General features: G+C 65.3%; 19 protein-coding genes and 1 pseudogene. 8 read left to right on the top strand and 12 right to left on the bottom strand.

Features of this window, described 5'->3' with window-relative positions; all coding sequences use genetic code 11:
- Positions 1-2: 2 nt before the first annotated feature.
- Entirely contained in the window at positions 3-1,007 is a 1,005-nt protein-coding gene (locus ACIHA7_RS00805; RefSeq protein ID WP_397284163.1) for a diiron oxygenase, read from the top strand.
- Positions 1,004-2,221: a CynX/NimT family MFS transporter gene (locus ACIHA7_RS00810; RefSeq protein WP_397284165.1), complete on the top strand. Its 1,218-nt coding sequence runs from the start codon at positions 1,004-1,006 to the stop codon at positions 2,219-2,221. Before ACIHA7_RS00805 ends, ACIHA7_RS00810 begins: the two co-directional genes overlap by 4 nt.
- 61 nt (positions 2,222-2,282) lie before the next feature.
- Here ACIHA7_RS00810 and ACIHA7_RS00815 read toward each other — a convergent pair whose 3' ends face one another.
- Positions 2,283-3,218, bottom strand: coding sequence for an alpha/beta hydrolase family protein (locus tag ACIHA7_RS00815; RefSeq protein ID WP_397284167.1), 936 nt, complete (start codon positions 3,216-3,218; stop codon positions 2,283-2,285).
- A 159-nt stretch (positions 3,219-3,377) separates the two neighbouring features.
- On the opposite strand from ACIHA7_RS00815, the gene ACIHA7_RS00820 reads away from it, so the two are divergent.
- Positions 3,378-3,935 carry a TetR/AcrR family transcriptional regulator gene (locus tag ACIHA7_RS00820; RefSeq protein WP_397284169.1) on the top strand — a complete coding sequence of 186 codons (558 nt, stop codon included), beginning with the start codon at positions 3,378-3,380 and terminating at the stop codon, positions 3,933-3,935.
- 83 nt (positions 3,936-4,018) lie between these two features.
- Here ACIHA7_RS00820 and ACIHA7_RS00825 read toward each other — a convergent pair whose 3' ends face one another.
- Together ACIHA7_RS00825 and ACIHA7_RS00830 are read right to left on the bottom strand one after the other, a co-directional pair.
- Entirely contained in the window at positions 4,019-4,402 is a 384-nt protein-coding gene (locus ACIHA7_RS00825) for a hypothetical protein (RefSeq protein WP_397284171.1), read from the bottom strand.
- Between the two features lie 373 nt (positions 4,403-4,775).
- The gene (locus ACIHA7_RS00830; protein WP_397284173.1) at positions 4,776-5,144 is read right to left on the bottom strand and encodes a hypothetical protein; all 369 of its coding nucleotides are present in this window, start codon (positions 5,142-5,144) and stop codon (positions 4,776-4,778) included.
- A 461-nt stretch (positions 5,145-5,605) separates the two neighbouring features.
- Here ACIHA7_RS00830 and ACIHA7_RS00835 point away from each other — a divergent pair, with 461 nt between their 5' ends.
- Entirely contained in the window at positions 5,606-6,175 is a 570-nt protein-coding gene (locus ACIHA7_RS00835) for a hypothetical protein (protein ID WP_397284175.1), read from the top strand.
- A 67-nt stretch (positions 6,176-6,242) separates the two neighbouring features.
- Here the strand turns inward: ACIHA7_RS00835 and ACIHA7_RS00840 are convergent, their stop codons facing one another.
- Together ACIHA7_RS00840 and ACIHA7_RS00845 are read right to left on the bottom strand one after the other, a co-directional pair.
- Positions 6,243-7,076 carry a hypothetical protein gene (locus ACIHA7_RS00840; RefSeq protein ID WP_397286575.1) on the bottom strand — a complete coding sequence of 278 codons (834 nt, stop codon included), beginning with the start codon at positions 7,074-7,076 and terminating at the stop codon, positions 6,243-6,245.
- Between the two features lie 81 nt (positions 7,077-7,157).
- A pseudogene (locus ACIHA7_RS00845) lies at positions 7,158-7,304 on the bottom strand (DUF4236 domain-containing protein); the annotation flags it as partial.
- 243 nt (positions 7,305-7,547) lie between these two features.
- On the opposite strand from ACIHA7_RS00845, the gene ACIHA7_RS00850 reads away from it, so the two are divergent.
- The 4 genes from ACIHA7_RS00850 (at position 7,548) to ACIHA7_RS00865 (ending at position 12,896) form a co-directional block, all read left to right on the top strand.
- Positions 7,548-8,432, top strand: a complete 885-nt coding sequence (locus tag ACIHA7_RS00850) for a hypothetical protein (RefSeq protein WP_397284177.1) — start codon at positions 7,548-7,550, stop codon at positions 8,430-8,432.
- Positions 8,433-8,640: 208 nt separating this feature from the next.
- Positions 8,641-9,012: an RDD family protein gene (locus tag ACIHA7_RS00855; protein WP_397284179.1), complete on the top strand. Its 372-nt coding sequence runs from the start codon at positions 8,641-8,643 to the stop codon at positions 9,010-9,012.
- Positions 9,013-9,166: 154 nt separating this feature from the next.
- Positions 9,167-10,780, top strand: a complete 1,614-nt coding sequence (locus ACIHA7_RS00860) for an ABC transporter substrate-binding protein (protein WP_397284181.1) — start codon at positions 9,167-9,169, stop codon at positions 10,778-10,780.
- Between the two features lie 859 nt (positions 10,781-11,639).
- Positions 11,640-12,896, top strand: coding sequence for a cytochrome P450 (locus tag ACIHA7_RS00865; RefSeq protein ID WP_397286427.1), 1,257 nt, complete (start codon positions 11,640-11,642; stop codon positions 12,894-12,896).
- Between the two features lie 104 nt (positions 12,897-13,000).
- Here the strand turns inward: ACIHA7_RS00865 and ACIHA7_RS00870 are convergent, their stop codons facing one another.
- The 7 genes from ACIHA7_RS00870 to ACIHA7_RS00900 form a co-directional block, all read right to left on the bottom strand.
- Positions 13,001-13,840 (bottom strand): ABC transporter permease, encoded by an 840-nt coding sequence (locus ACIHA7_RS00870; protein ID WP_397284183.1) that lies wholly within the window; start codon positions 13,838-13,840, stop codon positions 13,001-13,003.
- The gene (locus ACIHA7_RS00875) at positions 13,837-14,574 is read right to left on the bottom strand and encodes an ABC transporter ATP-binding protein (protein WP_397284185.1); all 738 of its coding nucleotides are present in this window, start codon (positions 14,572-14,574) and stop codon (positions 13,837-13,839) included. Before ACIHA7_RS00875 ends, ACIHA7_RS00870 begins: the two co-directional genes overlap by 4 nt.
- A gap of 15 nt (positions 14,575-14,589) precedes the next feature.
- Positions 14,590-15,069 carry a hypothetical protein gene (locus tag ACIHA7_RS00880; protein WP_397284187.1) on the bottom strand — a complete coding sequence of 160 codons (480 nt, stop codon included), beginning with the start codon at positions 15,067-15,069 and terminating at the stop codon, positions 14,590-14,592.
- 106 nt (positions 15,070-15,175) lie between these two features.
- Positions 15,176-15,988, bottom strand: a complete 813-nt coding sequence (locus tag ACIHA7_RS00885) for an SAM-dependent methyltransferase (RefSeq protein WP_397284189.1) — start codon at positions 15,986-15,988, stop codon at positions 15,176-15,178.
- A gap of 225 nt (positions 15,989-16,213) precedes the next feature.
- Positions 16,214-17,389 carry a hypothetical protein gene (locus tag ACIHA7_RS00890; protein ID WP_397284191.1) on the bottom strand — a complete coding sequence of 392 codons (1,176 nt, stop codon included), beginning with the start codon at positions 17,387-17,389 and terminating at the stop codon, positions 16,214-16,216.
- A gap of 90 nt (positions 17,390-17,479) precedes the next feature.
- A complete protein-coding gene (locus tag ACIHA7_RS00895) occupies positions 17,480-17,884 on the bottom strand; it encodes a hypothetical protein (protein ID WP_397284193.1) in 405 nt (134 codons plus the stop codon).
- 784 nt (positions 17,885-18,668) lie between these two features.
- Positions 18,669-19,247: a hypothetical protein gene (locus ACIHA7_RS00900; protein ID WP_397284195.1), complete on the bottom strand. Its 579-nt coding sequence runs from the start codon at positions 19,245-19,247 to the stop codon at positions 18,669-18,671.
- Positions 19,248-19,930 lie beyond the last annotated feature (683 nt).

Genomic DNA, 19,930 nt, shown 5'->3' on the forward strand with positions numbered 1-19,930 from the left:
CCGTGACGTCGCCGCAAAATCCCGGAGGCGGTCCTGCCCTGCCGTCGCTACCGGAACACAACCCCGACGACCCGGTCGAGAATGCCGTGATCAGCAGGCTCACCGGCAACTGGCATCGGCGCGCGATGGTGAAGCGCCCCGAGCCCGACCTGGACGAGCTGTTCGAACCCGCCCGCCCCGATTATCCGGAGGGCCTCGTCCCGTTCCGGGAGCATCCGACCTATCGGGCGCTGGATCCCGACATCAAGGCGCGGATGCTCGGCTGGGGCTGGGTGGCGTTCAACAAACACGTCATGGACACCGAACAGCACGTGGTGAATCCGACCTTCGCCCTGGTCATCGAGGACACCTTCGACACCGGCCTCGACATGGACATGCTCACCACCGCCATGACGCAGGCGATGCTCGACGAGCAGTACCACACCCTCATGCACCTCAATGCCAGCTCGGTGATGCGGCGCCGCCGCGGCTGGCGGATGCCCGAGACGGCACTACCGCTCGGGCACAAGGCCGCTCGGCTCCGCCAGCGCATGGCCAGGAGCGAGCAGGGCTGGCAGCGCGATCTCAGCGCGCTCGCCTTCGCCACGGTCGCCGAGATCTCGATCAACTCCTACCTCGATCTGATCGCCGAGGACGACGAGATCCAGCCGATCAACAAGATCACCGCGACCATGCACAACCGCGACGAGTACTGCCACTCCTCGATCGCCGACGAGGTCGCCAAGGCCGTCTATCACCGGCTCGGCCCGGCACAGCGCGCCCTGTTCCGGGAGGCGATGGTCGACGGGCTGGAGGCGTTCGCCGCGAACAACTTCCCCACCTGGCATCGCATCGTCGATCTGGTCGGCGTCGAGGGCGGGCACGAGATGCTGAAGGAGGTCGAACACGACACCTCGACCAAGCGGCTGCTGTCCAATTTCAGTGGGCTGCACAAGTTCTGCAGCGAGCTGGACATCCTCGAGGAGCTCACGTTCGACTGGTCGACGGTGACGATCGAGGGACAGTGAGGGCCGAGTCGGAGGGTGACACTACGGCGCTCGCGGCCAGATCCGCTGTGGCGGTGCCGATCTGGCTGGTGGCGGTCGGCGTCTCGCTGGTCGCACTGAATCTGCGGCCGCCCATCACGGCGATCTCGACCCTGATGCCGCAGGTGCAGCAGCAGGAGGGCTTCAACAGCACCGTGGCCAGCCTGCTGGTGGCGGTGCCGATCGCCTGCTGGGTTGGCTTCTCCGGCCTCACGCCGCGTATCGGGCGCGAGCTGGGGCTCAACCGCACGATCGGCTTCGCGCTGCTGGTGTTGCTGGCGGGCTTCGGCATTCGGCTGCTGCCCGGCGTGGTGGCACTGTTCGCGGGGACCGCGGTCATCGGTCTGGCCATCACCGTGGGCAATGTGCTGGTTCCGGCCGCGATCAAGCGCGACCACCCGGCGCATGTCGGACTGCTGACCGGGCTCTACACCATGTCCCTGTACACCGGGGCGGCCGCGGCCTCCGGAGTCACGCTGCCGCTCCAGGACGCCACCGGCCTCGGCTGGCGTGCGACGCTGGGTTTGTGGGCGGTGCCGGTTGTCGTCGCGTGGCTGGTGTGGTTGCCACAGTTGCGGGTTCGCAGCGACGTCGGCGCCGGTGCCGCGCCGGAGGGCGCGCCGCGCAGCTTGTGGTTGCAGCCGCTGGCCTGGGCGGTGACGATCTTCTTCGCCATGCCCGCCTTGCTGTTCTACACCGTGTCCGCGTGGCTGCCGACGATTCTCGTGGACGCGGGCATGGACGCGTCGTGGGCGGGCGGCATGCTCTCGGTGGCCAATCTGGTTGCGGTGCCCTCGGCGCTGGCCATGTCCATTGTGGTGAATCGGAGCGAACGGCAGGTCTGGGCCGCGACGTCGACCGGCGCGGTGTTGGTCATCTCCTTTGTGGGACTGCTGATCTCGCCGACCGGCGGGACGATCGTGTGGATGATTCTGCTCGGAGCCGGGTTGGGGGCGGGCACCGCGATCGGGTATTCGCTGCCGCTGCTGCGGTCGCGTGATGCGCAGACGACGGCGAAACTGACTGCGATGAGCCAGATCGCCGGGTTCGCGCTGTGCGCGGTGGGCCCGGTGCTGGCCGGTGCGCTGCACGACCTGACTCACGCGTGGACCGCGGTGTTGGTGTTGTTGGTGGTGCTGGCCGTCGTGCAGATCGTGTCGGGAGTGCGGGCGGGAACACCGCGTTTCGTGTCATGAGTCTTGGTCGCGGGTGTCCGTCAGAAGCTTTCCGGGACCGGGGAAGGAAATCGCCGGCGCCTCACTTGTTGTCGATTTTCCCGATCGGGTCGGCGGCCGCCGCGAGGTCGGCCTGCACCTGCTTCCATGCCGTGTCGTCGATGCCGAGGGCACTGCGGAGATAGGCCCAGGACGCCGTGCGGATCAGCGCGACCCGCTCGGGACTTTCGTCGGTGGTGTCCTTGGCGTGGTAGGCGTGGACTCCGCCGAGCGAGTGATCGCCGCCGTAAACGGTGAGCAAGCTCCGGGCCCCGGGGCTGTAGGTGTACACGTCGGTGAACCAGTCGGGGCCGCGGGTCGAGAGGTGGGACTGGTCGTTGTCGCCCGCGATCACGAGGGTCGGCGTGGTCAGTGCGTCGAAGTCGGGGTGCATGAAGGCGAAGTTCTGTGCGGCGAACGGCGTCAAGTCGTCGCCGGCGAGGCCGGTCGTGGCAAGCAGCACACCGGCTTTCACGCGGGCGTCGGTCAGGTCGGGGCCGGGCAGGCCGTCCGCGCCGACAACGCGCGCGCCGAGCAGCATGCCGACGGTCTGGCCGCCCCAGGAGTGTCCGGCTACCGCGATGCGCTCGCGATCGATGCGATCGCCGAGGCCGGGGACGGCGGCAACGACGTGGTCCAGTTCGTCGAGCACACGCCCGACGTCCTGCACCCGGATGCGCCAGATCTTCGAATACCGAGGGTCGGCGGGGGTGATACCAAGGGTCCGCGAGTCGAGGAACGTGGGCTGGAGGACGACGAAGCCGTTACTGGCCCAGAAATCGACCAGCGGGTCGTACCCGGACATCGACTCGCCGAAGCCGTGCGCGAAAACGATGACCGGGAGGTCGGTGCCGACGGCGGGCGCCGACACGCGCACCTGAAGGTCGGCGCCGCGCTGCGGTGCGGACAGGACGACCGGCTTGACGCTGATGATCGGCGTGGTCAGCGCGGGGACGGCGCTCAGGACAGGTGTGGACATGGAGATGTTCCTTCGATCGACGATGAATGCCGCGGCCGGGCTGCGGCGGCTTCCGACGGCAGGCAGCACCGGTTAAGGTGTTAACCGGAACGCTGCTCCGAATATACGGAGCAGCGCTCCGCTTAGCAAGGGGAACCTGAACCTGGAAAGGAGGGCAGCGTGGAGTCGACCGCGAAGCGCGCGGACGCCCGACGCAACGAGAAGGCGCTACTCGATGCCGCGGCGTCGGTCTTCGTCACCGACGGGGTGGACGCACCGGTTCGGCGGATCGCCGCGGCGGCAGGCGTCGGCATGGGCACGATCTACCGGCACTTCCCCACTCGCGCGGACCTCGTCGTCGCCGTCTATCGACACCAGGTCGACGCCTGTGCCGAAGCCGGGCCCACCCTGCTCGCGTCGGCGGCCACACCGTTCACCGCGCTGCGTCGATGGGTAGAACTCTTCGCGGACTTCCTGGTAACCAAGCACGGGCTCGCCGCGGCGATGCGCAACGACCCCGACACGTTCACCGCGCTGCACGCGCTGTTTCTCGATCGGCTCGTGCCGGTGCTCGACGAGCTGCTCGCCGCCGCTCGGAACGCAGGCGAAGTCACCGCGGAATTCACCGCCTACCAGCTGCTTCGAGCGATCGGTGACATCTGCGCCGGCGCGGAGATGGTCGACGCGCAGTACGACCCGCGGCTCACCATTCGACTGCTACTCGATGGATGCCGGTAGGGCGGACATCGTATTCGGGCTCACGGGAACTCGGTGGCCCAAACAGATCGGCCACGACGCCGGAACGGACCGAGTGCGCGGAGCTACGGTTTGTCCGGGCCGATTCGGCGCGGCTTGACCATGCGCCGCATGCCCGTGGCCGGAGCGTCGTCGCCGGTGCGCTTCCGCCGCAGTGCGCCGAGATCGATCACACTCGCGTCATGTTCGGCTCTGCCCGGCTCACCCTCCGGCGCGGCGTGCCACGTCGCGCCAGGGTCGACCGGCCATGCCCCTGTCTCCCGCTGCAATTCGGATCGCATCACGGGCCTGGTCGGGGCGGGATCGTGGACGGAGCCGCCTTCCGAACGCCATGTTTTACGGGGACGCTCGCCCGCGTCCTCCGTCATCCGCCGCGGACGATGCGGCAACCGAATGAGTTTCGACGCGCCGTCTCCCGCCTCGGAGCGACCGGTCTCACCCGTCTTCATACCTTCCAGCTTCCTTCGCAACCGTTCCACGGCATCGAATCTGTTCTCACCGGACCCCGGCGAGGAGCCGCGACCAGGCACTTCTCGTTCCGACATCGAGCTAGCAGCCGACGAATGCCGCGGCACCCGTCAGCGCCGCTGTCGCCGGTACCCCGAGCTGATCTCTGAACTTCGTCCTGATTGCATAGCTCACGCCCGTATTCTCCCTCAGAACCGTCGGCCGCGTTTCCTGCCCTGTCCCCAGCGGGATCCGACCCCTCTTCGAGCCGATCATCGAGACTCGCCTCGGATGCACCGCTCGACAATTAGCCGCCGTGGTCAGCGCCCGTTACGGCACCAGCAGATACCACTCCGCGAACGTGCCCCGAATGGGTCAGGAGACCGCCATCACCTTGGCCGGCCCCATCCCCACCCACAGGTCGGCCGTTTCGGTCTCGCCCTGCGTCGCACCGGTCTGGACATAGACATCCTGAGTGCGCACACCCGCCGAGCCCACCCAGCCCAGCTTCACCCGGTTGCCGCACGGCCCACCCAGATAACCCCGCGGCGTCACATGCGCCAGCACATGACCGGGCCGACCCGGCGCGGCCTCCAGCGCCAGATCGATCGCGCCCGCACAAAGCTTCGCGTCACCGAAGGAGTACAGCGTGCTGCCGATCGTCGTCAATTGCGGCAAGGGATCCGCCTGTGCCGGAGCCCCCGCCACCCCGACAGCCAACGCCCCGATCACCGCCGACACCATCCCCGCCACCATTCGCCGCGCCCACATCAGTCGATATCCCTTCCCACATAACACCATTCGTGGCAGCGCCACACACCTGCACCGGACACCCCGATAGCCGACCATCGCGTATCGGGGTTGTTTCACGAGTCAGCGTAGCGAAACAACCGACGCGCGTCGGCAAGTTAAGCCCCAGCTAATCCCTTCTGAAGTTCCACTCCGCCAATAGAATTCGACGTTCCGTGCCGATCGACGGGACGGCTGGGCCGGCACACTCGGCCGAAGCCATCTCGTCGGCTCAGCGGTATCGAGACGCTACGAAAGTCATCCGGATGTGGGTGCGGTCGTCCTCCGATCGGAGGACGACGCCGGGACAACCCGGGCTTTACGTTCGATTCAGCGCGGGATGGGCCCGCATTGCCGCCCGCGGCACCACGATCGCCGTGCTGCCGAATACATCCCTCAGACAGGTGGAGACGGAAATGCTGGACGTTATTCGTGACAATCCGGTCGCGACCATGATCGTGGTGTCCGAGGTCGGATTGTGGGTATTGCTGGCGGCGGGAATGATCGCGCGGTACCTGTTGCGGTTGCGGTCGGTGGGCGCGGCATTGCTGTGGGGAATTCCACTCCTCGACGTCGCGCTGATCGTGGCCGCCGCCGTCGATCTGCACCGCGGCGCGCAACCCGGCCTGATCCACGGACTCGCCGGGGTGTACCTCGGCGTCAGCGTCGCCTTCGGGCCTGCGATCGTGCGCTGGGCAGACGTCCGTTTCGCGCACCGATTCGCCGGCGGTCCGGCACCGGTGAAGCCGGCGAAGGGCACGCCCGAGAAGGTGGCGGCACTGTGGAAGGAATGGAGCCGCGCCGCGCTCGCCGCGACGATCGCCTCCGTGGCGCTGGGTTTGATCATCGTCACCGTCGCCGATGGCGAGCAGGCAACCAACCTGTGGTGGTGGGTCGGCCGATCCTGGACCGTGGTCGGACTGTGGCTGGTGTTCGGCCCGCTGTGGGAGGAGATGTCCACGCCGCGCAAAGCGAAGCAGCCGTAATCCGCTGCTATCCCCGGCGCTCAGCGGTAGTAGTCACCGATCCCGTTGTGAGACATCGCCATATAGATCAGCTGGGTCGGCGTGCGAGCGCGGCGGCGAACCATTCTGCGACCTCGGGGCGTGAGCAGTCGATGATCCAGTGCAAACCATGCGGACTGGTCAACGTCAGATGCCCGTACTCCATGATCGGCACCAGTGGGTTGTGGCGGTATCGACGGTCGGGCCCGCCGCGCACGTTGACGAACTGCCAGGTTGTGTCGACCTGAATCCCGTCGCGGGGTGGGGGTTCGGGTTCGATCACCCACTTGCGGTGGCACTCGACGTGCAGATGCCGGTAGTCGACGTCGCTCCAGCTGTCGGCGGAACGGACGAGGACTCGGTCGGGCAGGAACAGCAGTGCTCGGCGGTCGTAGGAGATCGTTGGTACCGCGATATCGGTGGCGAGCACGCGTGGCGGTTTCAGGCTGCGAGTCAGCGCCTTACGGCTGATCTGAGTTTCGGCGCCACCGCTGACCTTGTATCCGTAAGTGCCTGCGACAGACACCGATGCCTCGACGCGCCAGGCTCCGCCGAGGGCGACAACCGCGCGATAGCCGTCGGTGAGTTCACTGAACCAGTCCGCGATCGGGCCGGTCACGTCATACGCGACCGCGACTGTCCGGTTTCGGCGGTCCCACCACCACAACCACACCAAGCCTGGAACACCGGCGGCAAGTACCGTGATCGGCATCCACAGCAGTTTCGATGTCGCGGCGACACCAGCGGTCAACACCAGTGCGACTGCACCCCAGGGCAATAGCGCTTTATAGCGACTCGCGGCGCTCAACTGATCAAGCAGCGCGCCAGGCCCGGTCGGCACCAGTTGCGTTGCGTCGAAACCGGTTTCGTCGCCCGCGTCCATCCCGCGAAATTGCGCCGCCCGGGCAGGCGGCGGGTCAGCCTGAGCGCGAGTCGGCGAGGACAGCGTCCGCCGGTAGTGGAGACCATGCGCACTGACATGAACGTAGGTGCCCCGCGGCCCGCTGCCGATTCGGAATCCCCGAACACCGACGCTGGCACCGACACCCGACTTGGAGACGTTGATCCGCAACAGACCCGCGTTCACCGACTTACGCGAATAGAACCCCACCGGTACCCCCGATCCCGTAGCGCGTGTCTGAAATTCTATGCCGCCGACAAGCCCGTAGGGATCGCAAAGCGCTCAATCCGCTACGCCGAGCAGTGCTCAGCCGGACCCGGCAGGCGCGGTGCCGGGGACGACGTTTCCCCTTGACTTTAGTACGAGAGACTGACAATATCAGTCAGAGAAGCTGACTAATATTGCGACGAGTTTCCCGAGGAGGGCGTCGCCATCAGCAAAGGATGATCTGCCATGGGATGGTCAGAATGGCAAGAGACCAGCGTCGCCTGGCATATGCAGCCCAGACAACTCACCGCGGCCGGCGAGGACGACGTCCTGCGCGTCATCGTTCGAGACAAGCGTGACGACTTGCATGAGGCCGTCTACCTAGGCGACAACTACTGGGCGTCGAACGAGAACATCGGCCAGCCCGGCGACGCGAACCTGTTCGGATCGCCCGCCTTGGCCTGCATCACCGATCGGCGCGATCTGTTCATCAATGCCGGAGGGTCGCTGCGGCACCGCTCGTGCACCAGGCCGCACTCGTGGACCCAGTGGGAAGACCTCGGACCGGTCTTCCCACTGCCCGCCGGCATCGGCGCCGGACCCGCGGCGTGCCGGAGCCGTTGGCGGATGGACATTTTCGCGCTGTCGGCCACCGGCCCGCCGTTCGAAATGCTGCACATGTACTACGACGACAACCACGGCTTCATGGGCTGGGAATCCCTCGGCGGCGAATGGTACGACGCACCCGACAACGGATTCCGCACCCCGGCGGCGACCACCTGGGGCCCCGATCGGATCGACGTCTTCGCGGTCGGCAGAGACAACGGCATCCACCACAAGTGGACCGAGAACGCCGGTGTGCACTGGTCGCGTTGGCACTCGCTCGGCGGCGTCACCGACCACGGTCTCGCGGCGTGTTCCTGGGGTCCGGGCCGCATCGACCTGTTCCACCGCGGCACGGACGCCTCGATCTATCACGCGTGGCTCGACCCGAACGAGCACGGCTGGAGTGGTTGGGAGAACATGGGCGGCGTCACCGATCACGCGGTAGCGGTCGGCAGTCGCGGCCCCGGCCGCCTGGACCTACTGCACATCGGCACCGACGGCAAGATCTACCTCAAGGAATTCTGAACACCCCCGCGCCGCCACCATCCGGCGGCAACCACCTCTAACACCGGCGATCATCTGTCCAGCCGCTGGTTTTCACTGCTGGGAACAGGCCACCGGACACCGCACAATGTGTCGAATGAGCGCACGGTATACCGATCCCGCAGTGTCCCCCACACGTACCGAACCACACGGGTGGCTGCCGGAACAGGCGAGTGATAATCGTCTGGCAGTGGCGGCGCTGACCGACGGGCTGGTGGTCCTGCTCGTCGGTCTTGCTTTGTCGCAGCGGGTTTTTCACGCTACCGACGGTGTTGCCGCGTTTCTGGCGACGTTCATCCCGTGTGTGCTCGCCGCGTCATTCGTCAACCACGTGTTCGGCACGCTGTTGTTTCGCGGCAGTGTCGCCAAGTTGCTGTTCGGCCTGCGGGTGCTGCGCTGGAAGGACGGCCGCCGCCCGCGCTTCTGGCAGACGCTGGGGCGTTGGCTGTTCGGCTTCGTGGTCATCGTCTTTCAGTTCGCTCTCGAAGGCGCGAGCGTGGGGCAGGCATGCGGGCTGCGCACCGTGCGCAGACGTGACGAGAGGGTTGCGGTGCCGCAATGATGGCGGCCCGGGCGATCACAGCCGCGCGCTGACCTGAACTAAACCTTCACTCCAGCCGAGGGCGCGGATTTCGAGGACAACGACGCACGAAATAGCTACTGTCCGAGTTTATTACGGGGGCCGCGTTCGATTCGGCCGCTCGAGGACGGAGAGTGTGTTGAGATCCACCAGATGGACAGCGTTACTGGCGGCCGTCGTGCTGGCGACCGGTCTGGGCCTGACGGCCTGTTCCTCCGACGGGGGTGACGCGGCGGAGGGCGTGGTCACCGTCAACGGCGGAGAACCGCAACATCCTCTCGTACCGACGAATACCAACGAGAATCAGGGCGGTCGCGTGGTCGACCGCTTGTTCGCCGGGCTGAAGTACTACGACACCGACGGCGTGGCGCACAACGAGGTGGCGCAGTCGATCGAGTCGAGCGATCGCCAGCACTATCGGATCACCGTCGCGCCGGACTGGACGTTCACCGACGGCTCCCCCGTGACGGCGAAGTCGTTCGTCGACGCGTGGAACTACGGTGCGCTGAGCACCAATGCGCAATTGCAGAACTGGATATTCGCCTCCATCGTCGGCTACGACGAGGTTTCGGCGGCCCCGCCCAAGGCACAGACGATGTCGGGGCTGAAGGTGATCGACGACCGCACGTTCACGGTCGATCTCACCCGCCCGTCGATCGATTTCGAACTCTCGTTGGGGTTCACGCCGTTCCGTCCGCTGCCCGCGGTGGCATACCAGGACATGAAGGCGTTCGGCGAGCGTCCGATCGGCAACGGCCCGTACAAGTTCGCCGGCCCGGATGCCTGGCAGCACAACGTACAGATCGACCTGGTGCCGAACCCGGACTACCGCGGCAAACGTCCGGCAAAGAACAAAGGGCTGCGGTTCGTGATGTACCAGTCCTTCGACACCGCCTACGCCGATCTGCTGGCCGGCAACCTCGACCTGCTCGACACCATCCCCGACAATGCGCTGACCAGCTTCAAGAACGATCTCGGTGACCGCGCCATCCAGAAGAAGACGGCGCGCTACGAGCACATCGGATTCCAGCCCACCGTGCCACATTTCGCGGGCGCGGAGGGTGCGCTGCGCCGTAAGGCGATCTCGCTGGCCATCAACCGGCCGCAGATCTCCGAGGCCATCTGGCACGGCACCAAGGTCCCGGCGCGCGACTTCACCTCCGCCAGTCTGCCCGGTTACAACGACAACCTCCCGGGCGTGGAGCTGTTGGCGTACAACCCGGACGAGGCCAAGAAACTATGGGAGCAGGCCAACGCCATCGCGCCATGGACGGGTCGGCTCGAGATCGCCTACAACTCCGACGGCGGCCACCAGGCCTGGATCGAGGCGGTCGCCAACAGCGTCAAGAACACCCTGGGCATCGAGGCGATCGGCGCACCGTATCCGACGTTCAAGCCGTTGCGGGACGCGATCACCAGCAAGTCCATCCGCACCGCGTTCCGTAACGCCTGGCAGGGCGACTACCCGACGATGCTGAACTTCCTTATCCCGCAGTATGTCTCGGATTCGGCCAGCAACGACATCGGCTACGTCAACCCCGAATTCGACAAGCTCATCACCGCCGCGCTGGCCGCACCCACCCCCGAGGAGTCCTACGCACACATCGCGAAGGCACAGGCCATCCTGTTCCAGGACATGCCTGACGTGCCGGTGTTCAACGACAACAACAACGCCGGACATTCGGACAAGGTGCGCCAGGCGAAGCTGACCTGGAATGGTCTCTTCGCTTACGAGAGCGTCGAAAAGTAATCGGCAAACGAAGCCTGCGTCATCCCCCGCTGGCCGCTCCGCCGGACTGTACGGAGCGGCCAGCTGCGGCGGGGAAACGCGAGTAGGGCCAGACCCACGTTCCAACAGGCCACCCCACGGGCCACAGACCGCCCGAGACGTAATAGGACGCGTTCGACTATCGACTGATGTTGCAGCGCAGGGTGTCTCGGCAGGCTCACCGGAACGGGCAACTATCTGGACAACTCGAGAAGTGAAACACCACTGAACGAGCCGGTATTCACAACCGGCACGCAGTCGGCCCCCGCCGCTACCCAGTGAAACGCCGCACCCGACCGATGGAAGACCGGTGCGGCGAAGCTGGACAACTGGCCTGATGCCATTCGCAGAATCCACACCACTACACGACCGCAATCGACACCCACCAGGTCGATGCGGCCTCTACTGTGAATGGGGCTCGAGTCGTTGGCGTTTCGGCAGAAAAGTCGGGACCGGTTCGAGGTTCCAGCTAATGTAACGTGTTGACGGGCAACAGGCCTCAGTGATCCAGCTCGGTTGTCATCTATTCGTGAAGGAGTCCCTGTGCGGACGATCGGATCAGTCCGGGACCGAGGTGACGTGACGGTGCAGGCGACAGTCGTCGCGAGACAACGAGCAGAAGTACCGGCTCTTTCGGCACGAGCCGACCCAACCGCCGGCGTGGGCCGGTTGTTCGGCGCCCGCGCCGACGGCATCAGGGCAGCGGCGGGGACGCTGCGGTGTGAGTTGTGATCCGATCACTCGAAGTCTCCGGCCTCGAACCTGCCGAGAAAGGCACCATGTAGTGGATCTTCGTGACGTCCCGCGCGCGCCCGGACATGTGCCGGTCCTCGGGCACGGTGTGAAACTGTGGCGCGATCCAGTCAAGTTCATGGTGGATCTGGCCGGCGTCGGAAAAATCGTGCGTGTCGATATCGGCAGTGTCGTTGTTTACGTCATAACCGACTTCGAAATACTCCACAAGATGTTGGTAGAGAACTCCGATGCCTACGAGCGCGGACTCCTCTTCGAACGCATCCGTCTCATATTCGGGGATTCGCTGATCGTCGCGGACGGTCAGCAACACCGGGATCTTCGTCGGCTACTGCAACCAGCGTTCCATCGGACAGCGCTGGAAAGCTACGCACCCAGCATGCGGCGTAACGCGGATGCGTTGGCGAGTACGTGGCGACCGGGCCAGATCATCGAGGCCCGTTCCGCACTGTTGGAGGTGGTGATCGCCGACCTCCTCGGGTCCCTGTTCTCGCACGAACCCGAAGCCGCGGAGATAGCACTCATCTCGAGTCTGATCGAGGACATAGGCGCGGGCGCCATCGTGGGTAGTGTGCTGCCCAAGAAGGTGGCGAGCCTGCCGCTGCCGGTGAACCGCAAATTCCTCTCGGGTGGCGCGCGGTTGCTGAACTACTGCCGGGAACTGCTCGTCGCGCGCCGGATCAGCGGCGAACGCCGGAACGACCTGATCGACATCCTGCTGAATCCGCCGGACGACGAAGACCGTAGTGACAAGTTCCTGGCAGAGCAGGCCGTCACCGTGCTGTTCGGCGGGATAGACGCCTCGACCGCCACGCTGACCTGGGCTATGTACGAGTTGGCGCATCGTCCGGAGGTGGCTTCGAGGCTGCGGCAGGAGATCGCGGACGCAGGAGAACTCAGCCCGGAAAGCCTCGACCAGCTCGACTATCTGAACCGGTTCCTGAACGAGGTCACGCGGACCCACTCGCCGCTACTGCAGACCAGACGCAGCGTCACCACCGTCGAGCTCGACGGTTTCACCTTCCCCGCCGGTACCGATATCGGCTACAGCATCGCCGCTATTCACCGCAACCCGAACATCTTTGCCGAGCCGGACACCTTCGACCCCGATCGGTGGTCGCCGCCGAACTCCGGGTCGAAAACCAGGAGCTTCGTCCCGTTCAGCATGGGCAACCAGATGTGCATCGGCAACAATCTCGCGTGGGTGATGATGCAGACGACGCTCTACAGTCTGCTGTCGAAGTGGGAGTTCCAGCCGGTCGCGAACAAGAAGATCCCGCGAGCCCTCGGTCCCATCCCCGGGATGAAAAGGCTTCCGCTCCAGGTGCATCCGGTTGCCGGGTAGTCACAAAGCCGAACAGTGCCGCCCCGAGCGGATCCCGACTTCGAAGCCCCGGTGGTAGCCGCGCTGCGCGCGAAGAGAACCACCGGGGGTTCGTCGGCCTCGGCTCAGGCTGTGCCCGATTCGCTGAGCTTTGTTCTGCGACGCCCGGACATCCGGCGAGTGAGGATGGGCAGGACAGCGGTGATGACGAAGAGCGCGACGGCGACGAGGATGAAGTAGAGCAGCGATCCATTGCGGCCGAAGCGCGGGAGGAAGGCGACCTCCTGACCGGTCGCGGCGACGGCGTTGAGGAACGGGGCGTAGGCCTGCAGGGTGTGCCCGTGGGGTAGCAGATTGATGGAGATCTCGACCACATAGACCCAGAACAGCAGGACTGCGATGGCAGCGGAGGGCGTGCGAATCAGTGATCCGACCGCGACACCCACGCCGCATGCGGCGAACGCGTAGCTCGGGACGGTCCAGAGGAACCGGATACCGGCGGAGTCGGTGATGTCGACATTTCCATAGATCTGCGGGAACAGATGCGGCAGCGTGACCATGACGACGACGAGCAGAATCACGGTCGAGATCGCCGTGATGGCGCCGTAGTAGATCCACCGGGCCAGCGCGACCGTCCAGGACCTTGGAAACAGGAAAGCATTGAGATCGCTTGTCTGGCCGCGCCATTGGGTGGCGTGGGCATAGGCGGTGGCCACCATCATGACCGACACGGACAGGGTGATCACCCAGTACACGGAGTTGGTGGTGGAGACCGTGGCTACGTAACTCTGCCCGGGGAGGACGGCGAGTCGCTCCGCGACGGCGGCGATGGCGAAGGTGACGACCAGCGGCAGCACGAAGGTGAGTGGAACAGCGACGATCCACAGGAAGCTGCGTCCGGTGGTTCGGGTCCATTCGGCGGCGATGCCGCGGCCGATCACGGTGGCCGGACCGGGGCGGTTCATGGGGCCACGCCCAACGCGATGTCGGTAGGCAGGCCGGCGATTCGCAGATAGGCGTCCTCGAGGCTGGTCTCGCCAGGCTCCAGGGTGCTCATGAGGTGAGCGAACGGCTGGTCGGCCAGCACGCGGCCCTCGCCGATGATGACGATGTGGTCGGCGTTGCGTTCGACCTCATCGAGCAGGTGCGTGGCGACCAGGACACAGGTCCCGGCATCGGCGAGCTCGCGCAGCAGTCCGCGTATCCAGCGGATGCCCGCGATGTCGAGGCCGTTGAGCGGTTCGTCGAGCAACAGGGTTCGCGGCTCCGACAGCAGTGCGGCGGCGATGCCGACCCGTTGGAGCATGCCGAGCGAGTAGTGCCCGAGCCGGCGATCGGCGACCCGGACGAGGTCGACCATCTCGAGGACGTCGCCGACCCGGCCCGTGGACAGTCCACGGGCGCGGGCAATCCAGCGTAGGTGCCGACGTGCGGTATGGCGGGGGTCGAACGCTCGGTAGTTGAGGTGCATTCCGAGGGTGGTCGGTGTGGTGTGATGGGCCCGGATGAGGGTGCCGTCCACCCGGACGGTGCCGCTGGCAGGCGCGATGACGCCGCAGATGCACCGCAGCAGCGTGGTTTTGCCGGTGCCGTTGAGACCGATCAGGTACGTGAGTGCCCCGTCTGCCACGGTCAGTTCGGGAACTTCGAGAACGGTGACGCCTGGGTAGCTCAGGGTGAGGTCACGGATGTCGATCACGGCGCTCCGTGCCGCTCAGAAGTTGCAGCCCGTCGTCAGCCCCACGGCTTTGACACCCTCACACACGGAGCTGTTGGACAGCTTCCAGACTCCATCGATACGCTTCCAGACCACGCGCGCGACCAGATCCGGCTGCCCCGCCGACTTGCTGCGCAGCATTGCCGTGTGCACGTCGCCTTCGTGGGTTTCGGGACCGTGGATCTCGTTCGACCCGCGCGGGGCTCGGTACCAACCGATGTTGTACAGGGTGCGCGCAACGACGACCGCCCGCATGCCACCTTCCATATTGGCGGCTTTGGCCTCGTCGGAGGCGGGTTGTTCGATCAGAAACGCGACTTGAGCGTCCAGATCCTCCAAGGTGGGGACGTCTTTGGTGATGAGGAACTCGCCGGGAGCGGCGGTGGCGGCGGGGGCAATGGCAAGAGAGGCGCCGGTCGTGACCACGACTGTTGCGATCGTCGACACGACACCAGCGACAGTTTTGAGGGTCTTCATCGTTTCATCCTCTAGATCGACTGGGATAGCACCTGACGCACGCTCGAATGTGCAGGCGGCCAACAAATTGGCGTGTTAGAGATTACTCCTGTTCGGTGTCGGATTCTCAGGGTTTGCGGCCGATAGCGCCGAGCATGACCATCCGCGTTTCCGGCAGGTCGGGGCGGAGCCACTGCTGTACCGGCACGACACCGGGTTCGAGCAACTCGAAGCCGTCGAGGAATGCTTCCGTCTGCGCGGTAGACCGGAAGGTGACCTGGGCTGAACTGCCCTTGGTGCCGGCGAGCACCTCGAGTATCTCCGGAGACGAATCGAGCGAGCCGTGACTGATCGCCAGGTAACTGCCCGGTGCCAACTGATCGCGGAAGGCGGCGACGATGTCGGCGGGCCCCTCCTCGTCCATCACGTAATGCAGCACGCTGATGAGCGTGATGGCCACCGGCTCGCTGAAATCGATCTGGGTGTGGTTCTTCAGCTGATCGAGAACCTCTTGGGGACGACGAACGTCGCCAAGCAGTGCGGAGACACCGCGCGGCTTGGCCAGCAGCGCATCGCAGTGGGCGTGCACGACCGGGTCGTAGTCGACATACACCACCCGCGCCGACGGGTCGATCCCCCGAGCGACCTCGTGCACGTTGGGCGAGCTCGGGATACCCGAGCCGAGATCGATGAACTGATGGATCCCGGCTTCCGCGGCCATCTCAACCGCTTTGAGCATGAAGCTCCGGGTGAACCACGCCAACGTCTTGATTTCCGGTGCGCGAGACAGCATTTCGTCGCCCATGTCGCGGTCGACCTCGCGGCTGTCCTTTCCGCCCAGGAGGTAGTCATACACTCGGGCCGAGTTCAGCTCATTGGGGTCGAACGGTTGCGGCGTTCGACCGGGTTCCAACGCAGGCCCATCAGTTTCTTCGACCACAGGTGCCACGGTAGCCGATCGCCACCTCGGACGAGTGCCCATCGAGAGATCTGCCGCGCGGATGTGGTGCATTCCCGAACGAGACCCCGAACCGGGCGTCCGAACCGGCCCCCCGGTTTGGACCAACGGCGAACACTATTCCGGCACAACATAATCCAACGTTTCACGACCGGTCCAGCACTGATCACCAACAGCGGTCGATGATCAGACTGGTGCGCGGCGGTTTCACGACTTTGTTTCAGCCAAGGCGACTGCGTGCGCTACCGCAGACCGCGCACGCTCGACCGTCGTATAGCGGCCGAGGCCGCAGGGGGACGCGACGTCGACCATGTCACCGTAGGCCGCCTCCGCCGCCGCCAACCCCTGTTGTGCCTGCGCCAGGGGCTGCGCCGGATGCACAAGCCCGGCGACAACACGCGTAGCGGCAGGCAATTCCAGGCGTGCCAGCGGCGCGTAGTACTGCGGCCGAACCGGCGCCTGTTTCCCGTCGCCGATGGGAAAGTGGATGAAATCGAGATGCCTTCCCGCAGGCCAGTATCGCGCTATCGCGTTGGCCAGCGCGACGACTGCGGCCGTCGATCTGGGCGTTATCGCCGGCTTGTCATCGAGGCTCCCGAAGCACAAGTGCACACCGAAACGCGCATCATGGGGTGTCTGCGCGACGAGGCGTGCGATCGCTCGCCCCGCCACGGTGGCCGGGCCCTGCCGCAGCCCCGCGGGCAGGCCTGCGCAGAGCAGCGTCTCCGCTGCCAATTCCAGCTGGAAGACGACCTTGTCGCCCCACGCCTCATGGATACGGACGATCTCCCTGGCAGTGGCGTCGACAATCGGGCGGTAATAGGGGAAGGCTCGGTCTCCACGGCCGACCGAGCGCCGACGCAACATGAGCATCCGCGCCTCGAAAGCGATGAAACCGATAACGATCGGCGTCGGTATACCTACCTGCAGCCGAAGCTCCGGATCGGTTCGGCGCAGCTCTTCCAACGCGTCCATGGCACGCGCGGCCTCCTGCGCATAGCCGAGCGCGGCGTCGATATCGCCTTCGCCCAGCGACCGGCCCGCCCGAAGCCGAAAGGTGTCGCGAGAACGCAGCGTCGACCAATCACCGCGACGCGCGGGCTCCAACGCCGGGACATCATTGAGCCGGTCGATGATGGGTCTGACGTACCACTGGGCCCGATAGGGATCCGCCTCACCACCCGGAACCATGCCGTCCAGGAATTCACCGGCAGTGTCGACGGCGAACGCCATTGCCTTCTGTGGACTGTCCAACTGCGCCGGCAAGCTGCCGACGAAGTGAATCCTGCGCTTGGGCTGCACCGCGTCAGTGTCGCATATCGGCCGCCCCCAGAGGTGGGCTTGCCCGCTGTTGCGGCGATCGCCGCAACAGCGCAGCAGCACATTCGGCTCACCGTGAAGCAACCACGGGCAAAGGCTCGATGGTCGTGCCGCGAGGTCCGCAACAGGACCACGCGGCCAGCGCTGCGCCGGTCATGCGGCGTCCAGAGCCGCAGTGATTTTGCGAGCCATCGCAGCCACAATTGGGCTGGGTTCGCTTTTGCCGGATCCGACAGCAGCTTCGACCGCGAGCAGCACGGTGTCGCGGAAGTTGTCCGCCTCATCCGGATACTGCTCACCGAGCAAACTCATCGCCGCGGTCAACGCGGGCAACACCTGATCAGCCAGCTCAGCGACCGACTTACCCGGCAGGTGAATGTCCTTGGACTTGGCCGAAAGCACATGCCCGACCAGCCCCGTCGCCGAAGTCAGCGCGATCGAGCCCTGCGCAATCCCCCTGTGCGGCGCACCGGAAGCCGCGATCAACGCCACCGCCCCATACGCAGCGGTCCGCACAGTGGCCTTGTCCTGATCAGTCAGGGTGATGATGTTCGACATATCGTGTACTCCTCGAAATCGGTTGTGGCAGAGACCGAAACCTTGTCGTTCCCGGTCGCTGTGTTCGATGTACACACTGTCGCCGCCCCAACTGACACCGCCCTGACACACACCTGACACCCCCACTGACACCACGAACGATGCCCTTCCGGGTGCGCTCCAGAATTGCGTAGTAGGCGTTGCGGTCTCGCTGGATCTGCGCCGAAAGGGCGTAGCAGCGAGCTCAGGCCGCGTCGACCGTACGCTCTATTCACCGCACCGCGGGCCGTCGCTGCACACCTTCTCCGCCACTGCGGATTGGAGTCCAGCCATTTCTGAGTCGACGGCGGGGAACCGGGGGAAAGAAAGCAGCGGGATCGCCGAGCTGGGGGGAATCGAAGGGGGAATTGCGAACCCGCTGTTCAGCACCGTGCTGAACAGCGGGCGGCGCGATCCGCACGACACCGCTGGCACGCGGCGGACCGTTCGCGGCCCGCGTAAGCGTCGATCGCCGCGCAAGCGATGCGCCGGACGAATCCGACCGCGGTCGCGAAGGACCTACCGCAGCAACGCCGAACATCTGGTCGCGCGAATCCACCGCAGGAGGCAATGCCGGACATGGAAGGACTGTGGTCGAGGACTCGCACGGTCGCCGCCGAGGTCGTCTCCAGCTCAGGACGAAGATCGGTCGGTCAGCAGCGATCAGCGAGTCGGATACGCCCATCGACGGGGGTAGTAGCCCGACAATGTCGAACCGGTGCCGGTGGGTCGGCGTCGGCGGCCTCGAGGCCCGGACCAGCGGTCGTCATTCGATGCGCTCATCGGGTGGGCGGGTATCTTCTGGGTCCGATTCGTGTGCGGGTTTAGCGACATGTTGCAGGGCCTGGAGCAGCTGTTCGATCGCCGCCTTGGGGAAGACCAGTTGATAACCCTCGGTGTGGCTGCGGGCTTTTTTCAATTCGATGCCGAGCCGATCGAATTCGGTCACGAGATCCACGACAGGCCTGTGCTTGCGAGCCAGATTCTGCAGCGCGCTCACACCGCTCTCGACATCGTCGTCGGCTGCGGCGGGGGCGGGTTGTTCACGGGAGGGCGATCCGAGGGGGGCAGCGTGGTACAGAGCTGCAGTCGCACTTCCGGGGGGCAATCCCAGCGCCTCGAGCGCTCGGTCGTATTTGGCCGCCGTGGTGGAGCTGATGGTGTCGACTTGCCCGCTCTCGATCCGAGACTGGACATTTCGGGTGGGGCCACCCAGGTCGTGGATGCGCTGGTGGGTTATCAGCTCATCGGGAAGATTGCGCTGCCGGAACGCCTTCAACTGCCGACCGAACCGTTGCCCTTCCGACTCGACACTATGACGCATCGCGGTCTCTTCGGCGCCCATGGCGAACACCCTACCACTGGGCCGTGCAGAGCTACCCATCGTGCACATGCACACCGTGTCATCGTGCACACGCGAATGGCTCATCCTCGGCTGATTTGGGCCGCGACTGCGCGCTGGGCGTGCAAATCGGCCGATGTCGAGCTGTCTGATTTCGACCCGGAGGGCGTTCCGTCACCCAGCGACTGCGCGCGATATTACCTAGTAAATAGCAGTTTCTTGGCATAGACCGACGAGGATACGACGCAGGAAGCCGAGCATCATGCACATCAATGCACATGGATGCGTTGACATGGACACCGCTGGTGGTTACGTTCGTCTACGAGCGCGAGTCTTGGCACCAGACGTGAGGTGGACATCGGCTATGTGGACGTTCGGCACGATTGAGCAGACTCCCGGTGCAACTACGTTTGCCTGCGCCGATCAGCCCAATCGGCCCGTTGCCCTTGCCTCGCCGTGGCCTCGGCGCCCGAACAGCGCGAATCGACGATCGCACGATCGTGGACACGACTATCTGAACCCTTTACCCCATTCTGTCGATGAACTCGTAATCGCGGCTCGCTGCTCGTATGAGCCTGCCGTGTCCGGTATTTCGAGCAATCGTCAGAAATTTCTCCTCCCGAGCCGACTGGACGTTTCTCGAGGGGCACCGATTTCTACGACGCGTTGGGGGCGGCTTCGTCCGT

Source organism: Nocardia sp. NPDC052316, assembly GCF_044547795.1.
Classification (GTDB): domain Bacteria; phylum Actinomycetota; class Actinomycetes; order Mycobacteriales; family Mycobacteriaceae; genus Nocardia.